Here is a 17590-nt window from a genome sequence, read left to right as displayed (position 1 = left end):
ATTCAGCCCGGTGGGTTGTGGTGCGGTCACGACTGCGCATCCAACCGGCTTCGGGTGCTGTTGCGGGCGGCGTCCCGGCGCGTAACTGATGGGCGGACGGAAGGTCCGCTCATCTGGAACGGAGACGCTTTCGATGATCCGCAATTCCCACGCGCCGCTCGTCGCGATCGTGGCCTGCCTGGCGCTGGCGGCGTGTGCGGGCGGCGGCACGACCGCCGCTCCTGACGCCACGGGCCCGGCTTCCGTGTCGCCCTCTTCCGCGAAGGGGGACGGCACGCTCGCCATCGGCACGCTGCTGCCGCAGACGGGCTCGCTGGCGTACTTGGGGCCGCCCATGTTCACAGGCGTCGATCTGGCGCTCAAGGAGATCAACGAGGCCGGCGGCGTGCTGGGCAAGCCGGTCACGAAGTCCGACACGGACTCGGGTGACACGACCACGAACATCGCCTCGCAGTCGGTGGACAGGCTGCTGGCGCAGAAGGTGGACGCGATCGTGGGCGCGGCGTCCTCGTCGGTGTCGGAGTCGGTCATCGACAAGATCGTCGGGGCGGGGGTCGTGGAGTTCTCGCCGGCCAACACCTCGGACAAGTTCACCTCGATCAACGACAAGGGGCTGTACTTCCGTACGGCGCCGCCGGACAAGCTTCAGGGGCGGGTCCTGGGGGACCTGGTCGTGTCGGACGGCAACGACACGATCGGGATCCTGGCCATGCAGGACTCATATGGTTCCGGACTGGCCGATCAGGTGACCGAAACCGCCACGGCGGCCGGCGCGACCGTGGTGGAGCGGGTGGACTACGACCCCAAGGCGGCCGACTTCTCCGCCGACGTCGCCAAGATCAAGGCGAAGGACCCGAAGGGGATCGTGCTGATCGGCTTCCAGGAGACCGCGAAGGTCGTCCAGGAGCTGGTCAAGCAGGGTCTGACGGTCGACAAGCACAAGTGGTACATGGTGGACGGCAACATGTCGAACACCAACTTCGTCAGGGCGCCCAAGGGCACGCTGAAAGGAGTCAAGGGCACGGTGCCGGGGGCCGCGGCGCCCGGAGAGTTCCAGAAGCGGCTGCTGGCGGTCAACGAGAAGCTGACCGAGTACACGTACGCGGCGGAGTCGTACGACGCCGTGACGCTCGTCGCCCTCGCGGCCGAGGCGGCCAAGGACGACGCGGGCGCGGCCGTCGCGGCGAAGCTGGTCGAGGTGAGCAAGGGCGGCGAGAAGTGCACTGGCTTCAAGGAGTGCGCCGACCTGCTCAAGGCCAGTAAGGACATCGATTACGAGGGCGTCAGCGGCCCTGTCGACTTCAACGACGTGGGCGACCCGTCGGTGGCGACCATCGGCGTCTACCAGTACGGGGCGAACAACATGTTCAACGCCGCCAAGGCGATCGAATATCGCAAGGGGAGCATCGCGGGCTGATCCCACATTCCGGCCCTGATCCAGAAATTTCGGATCAGGGCCGCATCATGCGCGGGGGTGTCCGTAACTCTCCTGAAACAGACCATTACTATGGGTGTTTGGGACATTACGAATCCGCATAAAAGCCGCGTAAGAACTCCCCATGCCTTCCGGGAAGAGGCATGCTGAGCTCGGAAAACGCAGCGAAGGTCCTTCGCTGAGACAAGGGGGAGTCTCTTCTATGATCCGCATTGCTCCAGCGGGGCGCATGCTGGCCGTCGCGGCCGCGGCGAGCCTGGCCCTGACGGCCTGCGGCGGCGGCGGTGGCGACACCACGGCCCAGCAGTCCGGCTCCGCGGCACCGTCCACGGCCGCCGCCTCGGCGCCGGCGGCGGCGACGGGCGACGGCACGCTGACCCTTGGCACGGTGCTGCCGCAGACCGGTTCGCTGGCGTTCCTCGGGCCGCCCGAGTTCGCCGGTGTGGACCTGGCCGTCAAGGAGATCAACGAAGCCGGAGGCGTCCTCGGCAAGCCGGTCACCAAGGTCCACACGGACTCGGGTGACACGACCACGAACATCGCCTCGCAGTCGGTGGACAAGCTGCTGGCGCAGAAGGCCGACGCCATCATCGGCGCCGCCTCCTCGTCGGTGTCGGAGTCGATCATCGACAAGATCACCGGTGCCGGCGTGGTGCAGTTCTCGCCCGCCAACACCTCCGACAAGTTCACCACGATCAGCGACGGCGGGCTCTACTTCCGCACCGCGCCCCCGGACAAGCTCCAGGGCCGCGTGCTGGGCGACCTGGTCGTCGCCGACGGCAACGACACCGTCGGCATCCTGGCCATGCAGGACTCGTACGGCTCCGGCCTGGCCGACCAGATCACCAAGACGGCCGAGGAGGGCGGCGCCAGCGTCGTCGAGCGGGTCGACTACGACCCCAAGGCCGCCGAGTTCTCCGCCGACGTCGCCAAGATCAAGGCCAAGAACCCGAAGGCGGTCGTGCTGATCGGCTTCGAGGAGGGCGCCAAGGTCGTCGCGGAGCTGGTCAAGCAGGGGCTGAGCGCCGACAAGGTGAAGTGGTACATGGTGGACGGCAACATGTCGAACACCAACTACCTGAAGATGCCCAAGGGCACCCTCAAGGGCGTCAAGGGCACCATTCCCGGCGCCGAGGCTCCCGAGGACTTCAGGAAGAAGCTCCTGGCGGTCGACGCCAAGCTCGACGACTTCACCTACGCGGCGGAGTCGTACGACGCGGCGAACCTCATCGCCTTGGCTGCCGAGGCGGCCAAGGACGACACGGGCAAGTCGATCGCGGCCAAGCTGCCCGAGGTGAGCAAGGGCGGCGAGAAGTGCAAGACCTTCAAGGAGTGCGCCGACCTGCTCAAGGACGGTAAGGACATCGACTACGACGGCATCAGCGGTCCGGTCGAGTTCGACGCCGCGGGCGACCCGGCCGTGGCCACGATCGGCGTCTACCAGTACGGCGACGACAACAAGTACCCCGGCAAGGCCCTGGAGTACCGCACCGGCAAGATCGAAGGCTAACCGGCGGGCAGACCGCACACCCGCATCGCGTACGCCGTCAGACGCTCCTGCAGCGGCTCTGGCGGCGTCACGATGACGACGCGCTCCTCGCCGCCGTCGATGCTGGCCCGCACGGGGAACAGGAAGGCCTTCTTGGCCTCCGCGAACGCGTGCGGGTCACAGCGGCCGGGGGTGAGCTCGATGGGCACCTCCAGCCGCCGCGCCCCGGCCTCCAGCACGCCCAGGGGCCGCTCCTTGGGCGTGGCGATGTAGTGCGTGGTGCCGGCCACGTCGTTGAGCGTCACCGCGCCGGGCCCGCGCCTGGTGACCACGAGGTCGCCCCGCATCACCTTGCCCGACTCCTTCCACTCCGGGCCGAACTCGATGCTCGCCGCCTGCTTGATCAGGAACTCCGAGCATTCGTCGCGCAGCAGCCTGGCCAGCAGCGGATCGGGGTGCGGCACCGTGAAGACCACCCTGCGCGGCGGCTCGGAGCCGGTGCTGAGATGGGCCACGACCGTCGCGGGCCGCACCTCGGGCAGCCCCCGCGGGGAGCAGACGGCGGCGCCGTACGGGATGCGCAGGTCCGTACGCTCGGTCTTCTTGATGACCGCGTCGGTGCGCCGCGCGGGCAGCGTGGCGAAAGACGGCGTCACGAGCTGGACGTCGGCAAAACGGACCGGCGTCTCACCGGTATTGCGGACGGCCACCTGAAGCGCGTGCGCCGGCTCGTCGGAGCGCCATTGCGCCAGTGAGACCGAGACCCCGGCCGGCGGAGCGGCGGACGGAGAGGCGCCCGTCGCGCCCGAATCGCAACCGGCGAGAAGGACCGCCATAACGAGGGAGAGCGTAATGCGCTTCACTCGTCGCACAGTAAGTGTCCCTGCCCAGGTCCCGTAAGTTGAGGAGTGATTACGACTCAGCATCCAAGTGCCGACAGTTCACCTGAGCATCTGGTTGGAGCGTGCTCGCTTTTTATAACGTTTCCGTCATTCGATCGGGAACGTTCGGCGGTGCTGACGTATCCCGGCCTGGAATGAAGGAGACACTTCATGATCCGCATTGCTCCCGTGGGGCGGGCGCTGGCTGTCGTGGCTGCCACCAGCCTGGCCCTGACAGCCTGCGGTGGTGGCGGTGACACCGCTACGCAGACTTCCCCAAGTGCCGCGCCTGCCTCGTCGGCACCGGCGGCAAAGGGCGACGGCGTCCTCACCCTTGGCACGCTGCTCCCGCAGACCGGGTCTCTGGCGTTCCTCGGCCCGCCCGAGTTCGCCGGGGTCGACCTCGCGCTCAAGGAGATCAACGAGGCCGGGGGCGTGCTCGGCAAGCCTGTCGCCAAGTTCGACACGGACTCGGGCGACACGACGACCAACATCGCCTCGCAGTCGGTGGACAAGCTGCTGGCGCAGAAGGCCGACGCCATCATCGGCGCCGCCTCCTCGTCGGTGTCGGAGTCGGTGATCGACAAGATCACGGGTGCCGGCGTGGTGCACTTCTCGCCCGCCAACACCTCCGACAAGTTCACCACGATCGAGGACAAGGGTCTCTACTTCCGCACCTCGCCGCCGGACAAGCTGCAGGGCCGCGTGCTCGGTGACCTGATCGTGGCGGACGGCAACGACACGGTCGGCATCCTCGCGATGCAGGACTCGTACGGCACCGGCCTGGCCGACCAGGTCCAGAAGACGGTCACCGACGGCGGTGCCGAAGTCGTCGAGCGCGTCGACTACGACCCCAAGGCCGCCGACTTCTCGGCCGACGTGGCCAAGCTCAAGGCCAAGAACCCCAAGGGCATCGTGCTGATCGGCTTCGAGGAGACCGCCAAGGTCGTCCAGGAGCTGGTCAAGCAGGGCCTGCCGGCCAGCAAGCACAAGTGGTACATGGTGGACGGCAACACGTCCAACACGAACTACATCAAGATGCCCAAGGGCACGCTCGACGGCGTCAAGGGCACCATCCCCGGTGCCGCGGCTCCCGAGGACTTCCAGAAGAAGCTCCTGGGCGTCAACAGCAAGCTCGAGGACTTCAGCTACGCCCCCGAGTCCTACGACGCCGCCAACCTGGTCGCGCTGGCCGCCGAGGCCGCCAAGAGCGACGCGGGCACCGACATCGCGACCAAGCTGGCCGAGGTCAGCAAGGGCGGCGAGAAGTGCACCAACTTCAAGGCCTGCGTCGACCTGCTGAAGGCCGGCAAGGACATCGACTACGAGGGCGTGAGCGGCCCGGTCGAGTTCAACGACGCCGGTGACCCGGCCGTCGCCACCATCGGTATCTACCAGTACGGCGACGACAACAAGTACGCCACCAAGGCGCTCGAGTACCGCACCGGCAACATCGCCGGCTGAGCAGTAAGCAGAAAAAAGGGCCCGGTCACCACGACCGGGCCCTTTTCATGTCATTCGCACCCGGCCACGATCTGGTCGGCCGCACCCCGGTAGCGCTTCAGCAGCGCCACCTGCCGCTCCCGCGGCACGTCGTTCCTGGAAAGCCCCTCAGTCGTCTCCTCAATGGTCTCTACGGCCCCGCGGAGCGAATCGGGCAGCCGGGTGCCGAACTGCAGCGTGATGCCGCGTACCTCCGACAGACGGCCGATCACGGCGTCCTCGAAGTTCTGCGCCTCTTCCTGCCCCTTCGGCTTCAGCATCAGGCCCGCGTACCCGATGGAGGAGACCACACGGGCGCACGGGCTGTCGGTGGCGTCGCCGCCCGTGCTGTACCGGTCCGCCGAGGAGGCGTCGTCCTGGCAGCCGGCGAGCAGGAAGGGCAGAATGAGCGCGGCTGTCGCCAAACGTTTCACATCAGTCATTAAAAAACGGAGAAGGGGCCCGTGGGGAGCCCCTTCTCCGTTCTGAGACGACCTGGTTACGCTTTGGCCAGCGTGCCGAGATAGAGCTCGATGACCTTGGGGTCGTTGGCGAGCTGCTGCCCGGTGCCGGTGTAGGCGTTGCGGCCCTGGTCGAGCACGTAGCCGCGGTGGCAGATCTGCAGGCAGCGCCGCGCGTTCTGCTCCACCATGATGACCGTCACGCCGGCCTTGTTGATCTGCTGGGCCTGGATGAACACCAGGTCCTGCAGCTTGGGCGACAGACCGGCCGACGGCTCGTCGAGCAGCAGCACCGAGGGCTCGGTCATGAGCGCCCTGGCCATGGCCACCATCTGCCGCTCACCGCCGGACAGGGAGCCGGCGCGCTGCTTGCGCCGCTCCTTGAGCGCGGGGAACAGCTCGGCCACGAACTCGAAGCGCTCCTTGAACTTCTTCGGCACCTGGAAGGCGCCCATTTCGAGGTTCTCCTCGATGGTGAGGCTGGGGAAGACGTTGTTGGTCTGCGGCACGTAACCGACGCCCCGCGCGACAAGCGAGTGCGCCTTCATGTTCGTGATGTCCTCACCCTTCAGCAGGACCTTGCCGCTGCGGATGTTGACCAGCCCGAACATGGCCTTGAGCAGGGTCGACTTACCGGCGCCGTTGGGGCCGATGATGCCGATCAGCTCGCCGTCCCCCACGTAGAGGTCGGAGTTGTTGAGGATGTTGACGCCCGGCAGGTAGCCCGCGATCAGCTCGTCGCACCGCAGCACGGCGTTCTCGGCCCCTGCCAGGTGGGCGCTGCGGTCGATGACCGCCGCCTTCGACTCGACCGGCGCTTCGTCGGCGCTCACTTCTGCGTCTCCTCTTCGATCTCGGCCTCCAGAGCGGCCTCGGCCTCGTGGAGCTGGGCCTCGAGCTCGCTCTCCGACAGCGGGGCGTCGTGGTGGGCGCCCAGGTAGGCGTCGATCACGCGCTCGTCGGACATGATCGTCGAGGGCGGGCCCTCGGCGATGACCGCACCCTGCGCCATGACGATCACCCAGTCGCTGATGTCGCGGACCATGTCCATGTCGTGCTCCACGAACAGCACCGTCATGCCCTGCTCGCGCAGGTCCTTGACGTGGCCGAGCAGCGACTGCGTCAGCGCCGGGTTCACCCCGGCCATCGGCTCGTCGAGCATGACCAGCTCGGGATGGACCATGAGCGCGCGGGCCATCTCCAGCAGTTTACGCTGGCCGCCGGACAGCGACCCGGCGAAGTCGTCGCGCTTGGCGTCGAGCTTGAACCGGGCCAGCAACTCCTCGGCCCGCACCGTGATCTCGTCCTCCTGACGGCGCCAGGTGGACGGGATGAGGGCCCGCCAGAAGTTCTCGCCCTTCTGCTGCTGCGCGCCCAGGCGCATGTTCTCCAGCACCGTCAGGCGCGACAGCGCCTTGGTGAGCTGGAAGGTGCGCACCATGCCGGAGCGCGCCACCTTGTGCGCGGGCACGCCGTTCATGGAGCGCCCGTTGAACGTCCAGGCGCCGGAGTCGGCCTTGTCGAACCCGGTGAGCTGGTTGAAGAACGTGGTCTTGCCCGCCCCGTTGGGCCCGATCAGCGCGGTGATGGAGCCGCGCTGGATCTCGACGTGGTCCACCTCGACGGCGGTGAGCCCGCCGAAGCGGCGCACCACGTTGTCCACCACGAGGATGGGGTCGGGCTTCGGCACGCCGGGCTCGCGGGCCAGGTCCTTGAACGCGGCCAGCGCCTCGGACTTGCGGTTGGTCGATACGGTCTCAGCGTGCATCGATTGCTATCTCCCTCTTGTCACCGAAGATGCCCTGTGGCCGGAAGATGAGCAACAGGATCAGGCCGAGACCGACCAGGATCCAGCGCATGGCGCCGACCTGGTTGGTGTCCATGAACGTGATGATCCCGGCGCCGACCGCCTCGGACATCACACCGTAGATGAGCACCAGCAGCACCCAGAAGAGGCTCGCGCCGACGACGGGGCCGAGCACGCGCGCCGCGCCACCGAGGATGAGCATCGTGTACATGTAGAAGGTCGTCTCGGTGCCGAACACGTCGGGCTGCACCGAGGCGTAGGCCAGGCCGTAGATGAAGCCGCCGAGCGAGCCGATGACGCCGCCCAGGATGAGCGACTGCATCTTGTACGAGAACACGCTCTTGCCGAGGCTGCGCACCGCGTCCTCGTCCTCGCGGATGGCCTTGAGCACGCGGCCCCAGGGACTCTTCATCAGCAGGTAGACGATGAAGCAGCACAGCGCGATCAGCAACCAGCCGACGGTCAGCACCCAGAGCGTGCGGTGGCCGTAGAACAGCGGCACGGGACCGAGGTTGAAACCGTATTCACCCTCGGGGAACGGGTTGAGCGCGTAGAAGCCCTCGCTGAAGCCGCGCTGGCCGTCGGAGCCGCCGAAGACTCCCTTGAACTGCACCGAGCGGAAGACGAGCCGGACGATCTCGGCCGCCGCGATGGTGACGATGGCCAGGTAGTCGGCGCGCAGCTGCAGGGTCGGAATGCCCAGCAGGATCGCCAGGATGACGGCGGCGACCAGGCCGACGATGATGCCGACCCAGAACGGCAGGCCCATGACCGTGACCGTGACGGCCAGGCCGTAGCCGGCCACGCCCATGAACGCGGCCTGGCCGAAGTTCAGCAGGCCGGTGTAGCCGAAGTGCACGTTGAGGCCGATGGCGGCCAGCGCGTACAGCACCGTCTCGACGCCCACGGCGGCCTTGAGGGTGGTGCTGATGATCGTGATCCAGTCCATGTTTCCCCCGATCAGCCGATCCGCTCGCGGCGGCCGAGAATGCCCTGTGGCCGGACGAGGAGCACGATGATGAGCACGGCGAGCGCGCCCACGCTCTTGAGCTCCGGCGGCACCCACAGGGTCGAGACCTGGATGAACAGGCCGACCACGAGCGATCCCACCAGGGCGCCGAACGCGGTGCCGAGCCCCCCGAGCGTCACACCGGCGAAGATGAGCAGCAGGATGTCCTGGCCCATCGTGTACTTCAGGTTCTGCGAGAGCCCGAGCATGATGCCGGCCAGCGCGGCGATGGCGCCGCCCGTCGTCCAGATGATCCGGATGACCTGGTCGACGTTGATGCCGGAGGAGGCCGCGAGCGCGGGGTTGTCGGCCACGGCGCGGGCCGCCTTGCCCGTGCGGGTGCGCAGCAGCGCGATGCCGACGATGATGAGGACCAGAAGCTCGACGCCCATGGCCACGAAGTTCTTGGGCGCGGCCGAGATCGGCCCCACCTCGATGCCGGGCTGCGCGGTGTACTGCGCGTAGGCCTCGGTCTGCCCCCCGAAGAAGATCAGGAACACGTAGCGCATGAAGAGCGCGACGCCGATCGAGATGATCATCATGGCGATGATGCCGGTGCCGCGCCTGCGCAGCTGCCCCCAGAACAGACGGTCCTGGAAGTAGCCGAGGACGCCGCCGGCGATGACGGCGATCAGCGCGGCCGGGATGAGATGCAGCCCCATGCCTACGTTGAAGGCATAGGCCAGGATCGCTCCCAGGGTGACCAGCTCGCCGTGGGCGAAGTTGGTCAGGCCGGTGGTGCCGTAGATGAGCGACAGGCCCAGCGCGGCCAGGGCGATGATCAGACCGAGGTTCAGCCCCTCGAAGGTGAGCTGGGCGGCCTGGGTCCAGAAGGTGCTCCCGCCGCCGCCCTCCCCCTGCGTCGGCTGGCCAGGCGCGCTCTTCGGCTGGAGCGCGAACAGGACGGTGGAGCAGTTGCCCTCGTAGACGGTCGGCGTGCGCACGTTGTTGCCACCGCGCACTTCGCTGTTCTGCGGAAGGGAACTGGCGTCCAGGGTGACCTTGTACTTGCCGGGGTCATCGACCTGAACGTCCCACGCGCCTTGTGCGTTGGATGTGACCTCCTTGACGGGTTGTCCGCCCTCGGTGGTCACGGCGATTTTGGCGCCGTTCACTGGCTGGCCTTGGAGTTTGAGTGTGCCCTTCAGTCCTTGGCAGTCAGCCGGGCCCGCGTAGGCGGGACCGGCGAGCAGGAAGATGAGTCCACCCAGAAAGGCCGTGAACGCGATCACGGCTCTGCGCAATGGTGCTCCCTCAAGTTAGGTCAAGGCGGGGTTGTGCCCCTCCATCTCGACACGCGCGCATCGCAGGCACAACTGGGATGCGATGGCGGGAGCTTATTCTGGTCGCGCCCGTTTCAGTATCGTTCGTCACCAATTAGTGACAACTGCGTGTCACTCATGTGAGGAATCAACGACCCTGGTCAGGGGCTAAATCGAGGTAGACGCCTGGCGTCTTGGGGAAACGAATCGATAACGATCGCCGTGATTTCACCTACGAGCCCGCGAGGCGGCCTTTGGGGCCATGTAGGGCTTCCCCGGCCGTACACGTTATCTACTGGGCCTCCCCGCGGGCTCTGCTCGGACAACCGTAGCGACCCGCGGGGCTCACGCGCAAAGGGTCGGCGAAAGTGACCTTTGGGTCAGACGTCGCGCAGCATGCACGTGAGACGCGAGGTGCACACGCGCCGCCCCTCCTCGTCGGTGATCACGATGTCGTACGTTGCCAAAGTGCGACCGCCGTGCAACCTTGTCGCGACCCCCGTGACGTGGCCGGAGGTCGCCGAGCGGTGGTGGGTGGCGTTGATCTCGATGCCCACGGCGATCCGCCCGGCGCCGGCGTGGATGGCCGCCGCCACCGAGCCCAGGGTCTCGGCGAGCACCGCGGAGGCGCCGCCGTGCAGCAGCCCGTACGGCTGGGTGTTGCCCTCGACGGGCATCCGGCCCACGACCCGCTCGGCCCCGGCCTCGACGAACTCGATGCCCATCCGGTCCGCCAGGGTGCCCTGGTGCAGGTCGCCGAGCACGGACGTCTCCAGGGGGTTGGTCTGTGTCAAAGGGACGTCTCCACTCTTCCGAGCTCAGGTTTTCTGTCGGAGACGCAGACTAGGCTGCGTACGTGCCGAAGAGTGAAGTGACCCCCAGCCGCCCGTGCCTGCTGCTGCTTGACGGGCATTCCCTGGCCTATCGCGCGTTCTACGCGCTCAAGGACGCCAACCTGATGACCACCGACGGTCAGCACACCGAGGCGGTCTACGGGTTCACCTCGATGCTGACGAATATTCTGCGCGATGAGCAGCCGACCCACGTGGCGGTGGCCTTCGACAGGTCGGAGCCGACGTTCCGCCACGAGGAATACGCCGAATACAAGGCCAACAGGAGCGAGACCCCCGAGGACTTCCGCGGTCAGATGCAGCTCATCTACGAGCTGCTCGACACGCTGCGCGTCCCGCACCTGTCCAAGGCGGGCTTCGAGGCCGACGACCTCATCGCCACCCTCGCCACGCGCGCGGGCGCGGCGGGGATGAGCGTCCTGATCGTCACCGGCGACCGCGACGCGCTGCAGCTCGTCAACGACGACGTCACCGTGCTCATGACGCGGCGCGGCATCAGCGACATGACCCGGTTCACGCCCGAGGCGGTCGAGGAGAAATACGGTCTCACCCCGGCGCAATACCCCGACTTCGCCGCCCTGCGCGGCGACCCCAGCGACAACCTGCTGAGCATCCCCAGCGTGGGGGAGAAGACCGCGGCCAAGTGGGTGCGCGAGTTCGGCTCGCTGACCGAGCTGGTCGACCGGGTCGACGAGGTCAAGGGCAAGGTCGGCGAGAAGCTGCGCGAGCACGTCGCCCAGGTGCTGATGAACCGCCGGCTCACCGAGCTGCTGCGCGACGTCCCCCTGGAGGTCGACATCGCCGAGCTCACGCAGGGCGCGTGGGACCGCGAGGAGATCAACAAGCTGTTCGACACCCTGCAGATCCGCGGCGAGCTGCGCGAGCGGGTGTTCAAGGTGCTCGGCACCGGCGAGCAGGAGCCCGAGCAGGGCTTCGAGGTCGAGACCGTGATCCTCGGCCCCGACCGCGTCGCCGGCTGGCTGTCCGCGCTGCCCGAGGGCCGCGCCGGGCTCGCGCTCAAGGGCGCCTACGGCAGCGGCACCGGCCGCATCGAGGCCATCGCCATCGCCTCGCCCGACGGCACGGCCGCCCACATCGACCGCGTCAAGCTCACCGAGGCCGACGAGACGGCGCTGCGGGCCTGGCTGGGCGACGCCACCAAGCCCAAGGCCGTCCACGACGCCAAGGGCCCCATCCTGGCCCTCTGGGCGCAGGGCATGGAGCTGTGCGGCCTGAGCTGCGACACCGCCCTGGCCGCCTACCTGGCGATGCCCGGGCAGCGCACGTTCGCGCTCGAAGACCTGGCCAGGCGCTACCTCAACCGCGACCTGCGGGCCGAGGAGGAGCCCAGCGGGCAGGCCGCGCTGTTCGGCGACGACGAGGACGCCCCGGCCAAGGACCTCGCGCTGCGCGCCCACGCCGTGCTCGAGCTGGCCGACTCCCTGGAGACCTTCCTGTCCGGGCGCGGCGGCACCCAGCTCCTGGCCGACGTGGAGCTGCCGCTGCTGTCGGTGCTGGCCGAGATGGAGCGCGCGGGCATCGCCGTCGACAGCGCCTACTTCACCGGCCTGGAGGCCGAGTTCGGGGCCGCGGTCAAGCACGCCGTGGAGGAGGCCCACCGCTCCGTCGGCGAGCAGTTCAACCTGGGCTCGCCCAAGCAGCTCCAGGAGATCCTGTTCACCCGGCTCAACCTGCCCAAGACGAAAAAGATCAAGACCGGCTACAGCACCGACGCCGACCAGCTCGCCTGGCTCGTCACCCAGACCGAGCACGAGCTGCCGACGATCATGCTGCGCCACCGCGACCAGCAGAAGCTGCGCACCACGGTCGAGGGCCTGATCAAGGAGATCGCCGACGACGGGCGCATCCACACCACGTTCAACCAGATCATCGCCGCCACCGGCCGGCTGTCGTCGGAGAAGCCCAACCTCCAGAACATCCCGATCCGCACCGCCGAGGGCCGCCGCATCCGGCAGGGCTTCACGGTCGGCGAGGGTTACGAGACGCTGCTGACCGCCGACTACAGCCAGATCGAGCTGCGCATCATGGCCCACCTGTCGGGCGACGAGTCGCTGATCGCCGCGTTCGAGTCGGGCCACGACTTCCACCAGGCCACCGCGGCCCGGGTGTTCGACCTGCCGCCCGAGCAGATCGACGGCGAGTTGCGGGCCCGCATCAAGGCGATGAACTACGGCCTGGCCTACGGCCTGTCCGACTTCGGGCTGTCCACCCAGCTCAACATCCCGGTGTCCGAGGCGCGGGCGCTGAAGGAGGAATACTTCCAGGAGTTCGGCGGCGTGCGCGACTTCCTCAACGCCATCGTCTCCCAGGCTCGCACCGACGGCTACACCGAGACGATCATGGGCCGCCGCCGCTACCTGCCCGACCTCACCAGCGACAACCGCCAGCGCCGCGAGATGGCCGAGCGGATGGCGCTCAACGCCCCGATCCAGGGCTCGGCCGCCGACATCATCAAGGTCGCCATGCTCAACGTGCGCCAGGCGCTCGGCGAGGAGGGGCTGGCCTCCCGGATGCTGCTGCAGGTCCACGACGAGCTCGTGTTCGAGGTGGTGCCGGGCGAGCTGGAGCGGCTCACACAGCTCGTACGCGACCAGATGAACGCGGCCTACCACCTGAGGGTCCCGCTGGAGGTCTCCGTGGGCGTGGGACGCACCTGGGAGGACGCGGGCCACTAGGGGCTCAAGGCCGCTTCCCGGGAGGTTCTGCACTAGCCTGGACACCCTGTTCCACCGAGCGGCCCGGGAGTTCTGTGCGGATATCAGCGTCCCTCACGCGGATCATCGGCATCGCGAACGTGGTGGTGGTAACAGTCGCCATCGCGGGGCTGAGCCTCATGCCGTCGGAGAGCCGCCCGCACGCCAAGCCGAAGGACGTGGCCAAGGTCCAGGGCGGCGAGCCGTCGCCCGCCCCGACCCTGGCCCCCGTCGGTGAGCCGCCCGGGGTCGTGGCCACGCCCGAGTTCGCCCGGCAGGTGAAGGCCAACGAGGTCGGGCTGGTGCCGGTCCTGATGTACCACCGGATCCTCGCCAAGCGCCTGGCCTCGCTCGACAGGTCGCCGTCCCAGCTCAGGAAAGAGCTGGAGGAGCTGGCGAAGCAGGGCTACGTGCCGATCACCGCCAAGGAGTTCGCCGCCGGCCGGATCCGGGTGCCGGCGGGGAAGTTCCCGGTCGTGCTGACGTTCGACGACGGGCATCCCAGTCACTTCGCGCTGGACGAGAGCGGCAACCCGCGGCCCGACACGGCCGTGGGGGTGATTCAGGAGGTGTCCAGGAAACACCCGTCGTTCCGGCCGGTGGCCACGTTCTGGGTCAACAGGGAGCCGTTCGGGCTGCGCGACCACGAGTCGCAGGCGGCGGCCGTGCGGTGGCTGGTCGACCACGGCTACGAGGTGGCCAACCACACCTGGCGCCATCCCAACCTGCGGGTGCTGCGCAAGAAGAAGGTCAGCGAGCAGATCGTCAGGATCGAACGCCTGCTCAAGAAACTCGGCGCGCCGCCCTCCGAGACCATCGCGCTGCCGTACGGGTCGATGCCGCGTCCCAAGAAGGCCGCCCGCACCGGATCATGGGACGGCAGCCGGTATGATTTCACCGGCGTGTTCCTCGCCGGAGCCGAGCCATCGGTTTCGCCCTACGCGAAAAAATTCGACCGCGGGGCGATCCAGCGGATCCAGAGCAACGGCAAGAAGGGCGAGTGCCGCAAGTGGTGCTCGCAATACTGGCTGGAGTGGCTGCGCAAGCACCCCAGTGAGCGCTATGTCAGCGACGGTGATCCGGAGCGGATCTCCATCCCGGAGGAACTTCGAGGTAATATCGGCGCCAAACGGGGGCTCCAGGTGAACAGCTATTGACTTCTCCCCGGATTGACCTCCCGACGATGGTCTCATATGCTGATCGCTGCGTTGTGGGCTCGCGCGCGCCTCAGACGGAGCGGGCTCGCGCTCGGTCACGTCGATGTCGTAATTGCTCGGCTTGATGCGGAAGAGGGCCTGCTGCGCATCCGCCACATCGACATCCTGTCCGCGTTCGGAGCAATTCCACACATGACGTCCAGCACTGAGGCCACCTCGAGCACCCCGCAGGTAGCGGTCAACGACATCGGGTCCGAGGAAGCCTTCCTCGCCGCGATCGATGAGACCATCAAGTACTTCAACGACGGCGACATTGTCGAAGGAACCGTCGTCAAGGTCGATCGAGACGAGGTCCTTCTCGATATCGGCTACAAGACCGAGGGTGTCATCCCCTCGCGTGAGCTTTCCATCAAGCACGATGTCGACCCTGCTGACGTCGTGGAAGTCGGCGAACACGTCGAAGCCCTCGTTCTCCAGAAGGAGGACAAGGAGGGCCGGCTGATCCTGTCCAAGAAGCGTGCTCAGTACGAGCGCGCCTGGGGCACGATCGAGAAGATCAAGGACGAAGACGGCATCGTCACCGGTACGGTCATCGAGGTCGTCAAGGGTGGTCTCATCCTTGACATCGGCCTGCGTGGCTTCCTTCCGGCGTCCCTGGTCGAGATGCGCCGTGTCCGCGATCTGCAGCCGTACGTCGGTCGCGAGCTCGAAGCCAAGATCATTGAGCTCGACAAGAACCGCAACAACGTGGTCCTGTCGCGCCGCGCCTGGCTTGAGCAGACGCAGTCGGAGGTTCGCCAGACGTTCCTCAACACCCTCCAGAAGGGTCAGGTCCGCAAGGGCGTCGTCTCCTCGATCGTCAACTTCGGTGCGTTCGTGGACCTCGGCGGCGTCGACGGTCTGGTCCACGTGTCCGAGCTGTCCTGGAAGCACATCGACCACCCTTCCGAGGTTGTCGAGGTCGGCCAGGAGGTCACGGTCGAGGTCCTCGACGTCGACATGGAGCGCGAGCGCGTCTCCCTGTCGCTCAAGGCCACTCAGGAAGACCCGTGGCAGCAGTTCGCCCGCACCCACCAGATCGGCCAGGTCGTTCCGGGCCGCGTCACCAAGCTGGTGCCGTTCGGTGCGTTCGTCCGGGTCGAGGAGGGCATCGAGGGCCTGGTCCACATCTCCGAGCTGGCCGAGCGCCACGTGGAGATTCCGGAGCAGGTCGTCCAGGTCGGCGACGAGATCTTCGTGAAGATCATCGACATCGACCTCGACCGTCGCCGCATCAGCCTCTCGCTGAAGCAGGCCAACGAGGGTGTCGGCACCGAGGTCGAGTTCGACCCGACCCTCTACGGCATGGCGGCGACCTACGACGACCAGGGCAACTACATCTACCCCGAGGGCTTCGACTCGGAGACCGGTGAGTGGCTCGAGGGCTTCGACAAGCAGCGTGAGGAGTGGGAGCGGCAGTACGCCGAGGCTCAGACCCGCTTCGAGGCGCACCGCAAGCAGATCGAAGAGGCCCGCAAGGCCGAGGCCGAGGCCGGGGAGGCGGCTCCGTCGTCCTACAGCGGCGAGACGCAGCCCCAGCAGGGCGGCTCCTCGTCGTCGTCGGCTCCGGCCAGTGGCGCCCTCGCCTCTGACGAGGCGCTGGCGGCTCTGCGCGAGAAGCTGGCCGGCGGCCAGAGCTGAGGCTCTGTCCTGAGGCGTAGCTAGTTTTCCGAAAGGCCCCGCACGGCACACCGTGCGGGGCCTTTCGCATGCCCGGGGCCCTTCGGTCAATCGGGCTACGAATGCGGAACGAACCTTGCCGCATTCGTGTCTACGGTTTCGTTCATGGACGAGATCACACCTTTTCGTATCGACATTCCGCAGGCCGACCTCGACGACCTCCGGGAGCGGCTGCGGCGTACCAGGTGGGCCGCGCAGTTGCCCGGCGGGTGGGGACGGGGCGTGCCCGTGGCCTACCTGCGGGAGCTGGCCGAATACTGGGCCGACGGGTTCGACTGGCGGGCGCGGGAGGCCAGGCTGAACGCCTTTCCGCAGTTCACCACCCGCATCGATGGGCAGGACGTGCATTTCCTGCACGTACGCTCGCCCGAGCCGGACGCGGTGCCGCTGATCATGACGCACAGCTGGCCGAACACGATCGCCGAGTTCCTCGACGTCATCGGGCCGCTCACCGACCCGCGCGGCCACGGGCTCGACCCCGCCGTCGCCTTCCACGTCGTGGCGCCGTCCCTGCCCGGATTCGCGTTCTCGCGGTTCCCCGAGCCCGCCGACGAGCGGCCGTGGAGCATCGACCGGGTGGCCCGCACCTGGGCCGAGCTGATGCGCCGGCTCGGGTACGACCGGTACGGCGCCCAGGGCAACGACGCCGGGGCGCTCGTCACGCCGAGGCTGGCCGCGCTGGACGGCGAACACGTCATCGGCTCGCTCATCACGGCCGGGCTCGGCATTCCCACGGGCGACCCGGCGGACTTCGAGGGCGCGACCGAGGAGGAGCTGAAGACGCTGGAGGAGATGTCCGAGTGGATGTCGGGCGGCAGCGGCTACGGGCCGTACCTGGCCGCCAGGCCGCAGACGCTCGCGTACGGGTTCGCCGACTCGCCGGTCGCCCAGCTTGCCTACCTGGTGGAGCGGTTCAAGGAGTTCGACGGGTGGGGGTCGGGGGCCGAGCCCATCGACCGCGACCAGGTGCTGACCAACGCCTCCCTGTACTGGCTGACGGACACCGCCGGCTCTTCCTCGTGGACCTACTACGAAGGGGCGGCCGGGCTGCCCGTCGACCAGCGCGAGGTGCCGACCGGGGTGACGCACGGCGGCTCGGCCCTGATGCGGCGCATCGCCGAGCGGGGCAACGACATCGTGTACTGGGGTGAGGCGCACAGCCCCAGCCACATGGTGGCGATGGCGGCGCCGGGGTCGCTGGTGGCGGGCATAAGGGAGTTTTTCCGGATGATCCGCTGAGGGGGCGGCAGATTTTACCCAAGGCTCTTTTGCAAGCCTCTGACCTGCGGGGTTGGAGGTTGAGAGACTGGGCTGCGGCTGTTA

The 17590-nt window shown here is 67.6% G+C and carries 14 protein-coding genes; 7 read left to right on the top strand and 7 right to left on the bottom strand.

Going from position 1 to position 17590, the window contains the following annotated elements; translation table 11 throughout:
• Positions 1-133: 133 nt before the first annotated feature.
• Entirely contained in the window at positions 134-1417 is a 1284-nt protein-coding gene (locus C4V41_RS20590; protein WP_103957526.1) for an ABC transporter substrate-binding protein, read from the top strand.
• A gap of 220 nt (positions 1418-1637) precedes the next feature.
• Positions 1638-2945 (top strand): ABC transporter substrate-binding protein, encoded by a 1308-nt coding sequence (locus C4V41_RS20585; RefSeq protein ID WP_103957525.1) that lies wholly within the window; start codon positions 1638-1640, stop codon positions 2943-2945.
• Here C4V41_RS20585 and C4V41_RS20580 read toward each other — a convergent pair.
• Positions 2942-3760 (bottom strand): hypothetical protein, encoded by an 819-nt coding sequence (locus tag C4V41_RS20580; RefSeq protein ID WP_103957524.1) that lies wholly within the window; start codon positions 3758-3760, stop codon positions 2942-2944. The genes C4V41_RS20585 and C4V41_RS20580 overlap by 4 nt on opposite strands.
• A 216-nt stretch (positions 3761-3976) precedes the next feature.
• On the opposite strand from C4V41_RS20580, the gene C4V41_RS20575 reads away from it, so the two are divergent.
• On the top strand, positions 3977-5269 hold the full coding sequence (locus C4V41_RS20575; protein WP_103957523.1) for an ABC transporter substrate-binding protein: 1293 nt from the start codon (positions 3977-3979) through the stop codon (positions 5267-5269).
• A gap of 50 nt (positions 5270-5319) precedes the next feature.
• Here the strand turns inward: C4V41_RS20575 and C4V41_RS20570 are convergent, their stop codons facing one another.
• The 6 genes from C4V41_RS20570 to C4V41_RS20545 all read right to left on the bottom strand — a co-directional run bounded on the left by C4V41_RS20570 (position 5320) and on the right by C4V41_RS20545 (position 10551).
• Positions 5320-5721, bottom strand: a complete 402-nt coding sequence (locus C4V41_RS20570) for a hypothetical protein (RefSeq protein ID WP_146103720.1) — start codon at positions 5719-5721, stop codon at positions 5320-5322.
• A gap of 65 nt (positions 5722-5786) precedes the next feature.
• Positions 5787-6581 (bottom strand): ABC transporter ATP-binding protein, encoded by a 795-nt coding sequence (locus C4V41_RS20565; protein WP_103957521.1) that lies wholly within the window; start codon positions 6579-6581, stop codon positions 5787-5789.
• The gene (locus C4V41_RS20560; protein ID WP_103957520.1) at positions 6578-7516 is read right to left on the bottom strand and encodes an ABC transporter ATP-binding protein; all 939 of its coding nucleotides are present in this window, start codon (positions 7514-7516) and stop codon (positions 6578-6580) included. The genes C4V41_RS20565 and C4V41_RS20560 overlap by 4 nt, the downstream gene beginning before the upstream one ends.
• Positions 7506-8504 (bottom strand): branched-chain amino acid ABC transporter permease, encoded by a 999-nt coding sequence (locus tag C4V41_RS20555; RefSeq protein WP_103957519.1) that lies wholly within the window; start codon positions 8502-8504, stop codon positions 7506-7508. Before C4V41_RS20555 ends, C4V41_RS20560 begins: the two co-directional genes overlap by 11 nt.
• An 11-nt stretch (positions 8505-8515) precedes the next feature.
• Positions 8516-9808: a branched-chain amino acid ABC transporter permease gene (locus C4V41_RS20550; protein ID WP_235030269.1), complete on the bottom strand. Its 1293-nt coding sequence runs from the start codon at positions 9806-9808 to the stop codon at positions 8516-8518.
• 398 nt (positions 9809-10206) lie between these two features.
• Complete coding sequence (locus C4V41_RS20545; RefSeq protein ID WP_103957923.1) at positions 10207-10551, bottom strand: hotdog fold thioesterase; 345 nt, start codon at positions 10549-10551, stop codon at positions 10207-10209.
• Positions 10552-10682: 131 nt separating this feature from the next.
• Between C4V41_RS20545 and polA the strand changes: the two genes are divergently transcribed.
• The 4 genes from polA (at position 10683) to C4V41_RS20525 (ending at position 17506) form a co-directional block, all read left to right on the top strand.
• Entirely contained in the window at positions 10683-13373 is a 2691-nt protein-coding gene (gene polA / locus C4V41_RS20540) for a DNA polymerase I (protein WP_235030268.1), read from the top strand.
• A 74-nt stretch (positions 13374-13447) separates the two neighbouring features.
• Complete coding sequence (locus tag C4V41_RS20535) at positions 13448-14548, top strand: polysaccharide deacetylase family protein (protein WP_103957517.1); 1101 nt, start codon at positions 13448-13450, stop codon at positions 14546-14548.
• A 192-nt stretch (positions 14549-14740) separates the two neighbouring features.
• Positions 14741-16228, top strand: coding sequence for a 30S ribosomal protein S1 (gene rpsA / locus C4V41_RS20530; RefSeq protein WP_103957516.1), 1488 nt, complete (start codon positions 14741-14743; stop codon positions 16226-16228).
• A gap of 144 nt (positions 16229-16372) precedes the next feature.
• Entirely contained in the window at positions 16373-17506 is a 1134-nt protein-coding gene (locus C4V41_RS20525; RefSeq protein WP_103957515.1) for an epoxide hydrolase family protein, read from the top strand.
• The last annotated feature ends 84 nt before the right edge of the window (positions 17507-17590 follow it).

The organism is Nonomuraea solani, from assembly GCF_900108335.1.
Lineage (GTDB): Bacteria > Actinomycetota > Actinomycetes > Streptosporangiales > Streptosporangiaceae > Nonomuraea > Nonomuraea solani.
Note: the sequence above shows the minus strand (reverse complement) of the source record. Positions and strands in the feature narration are given on the sequence as shown.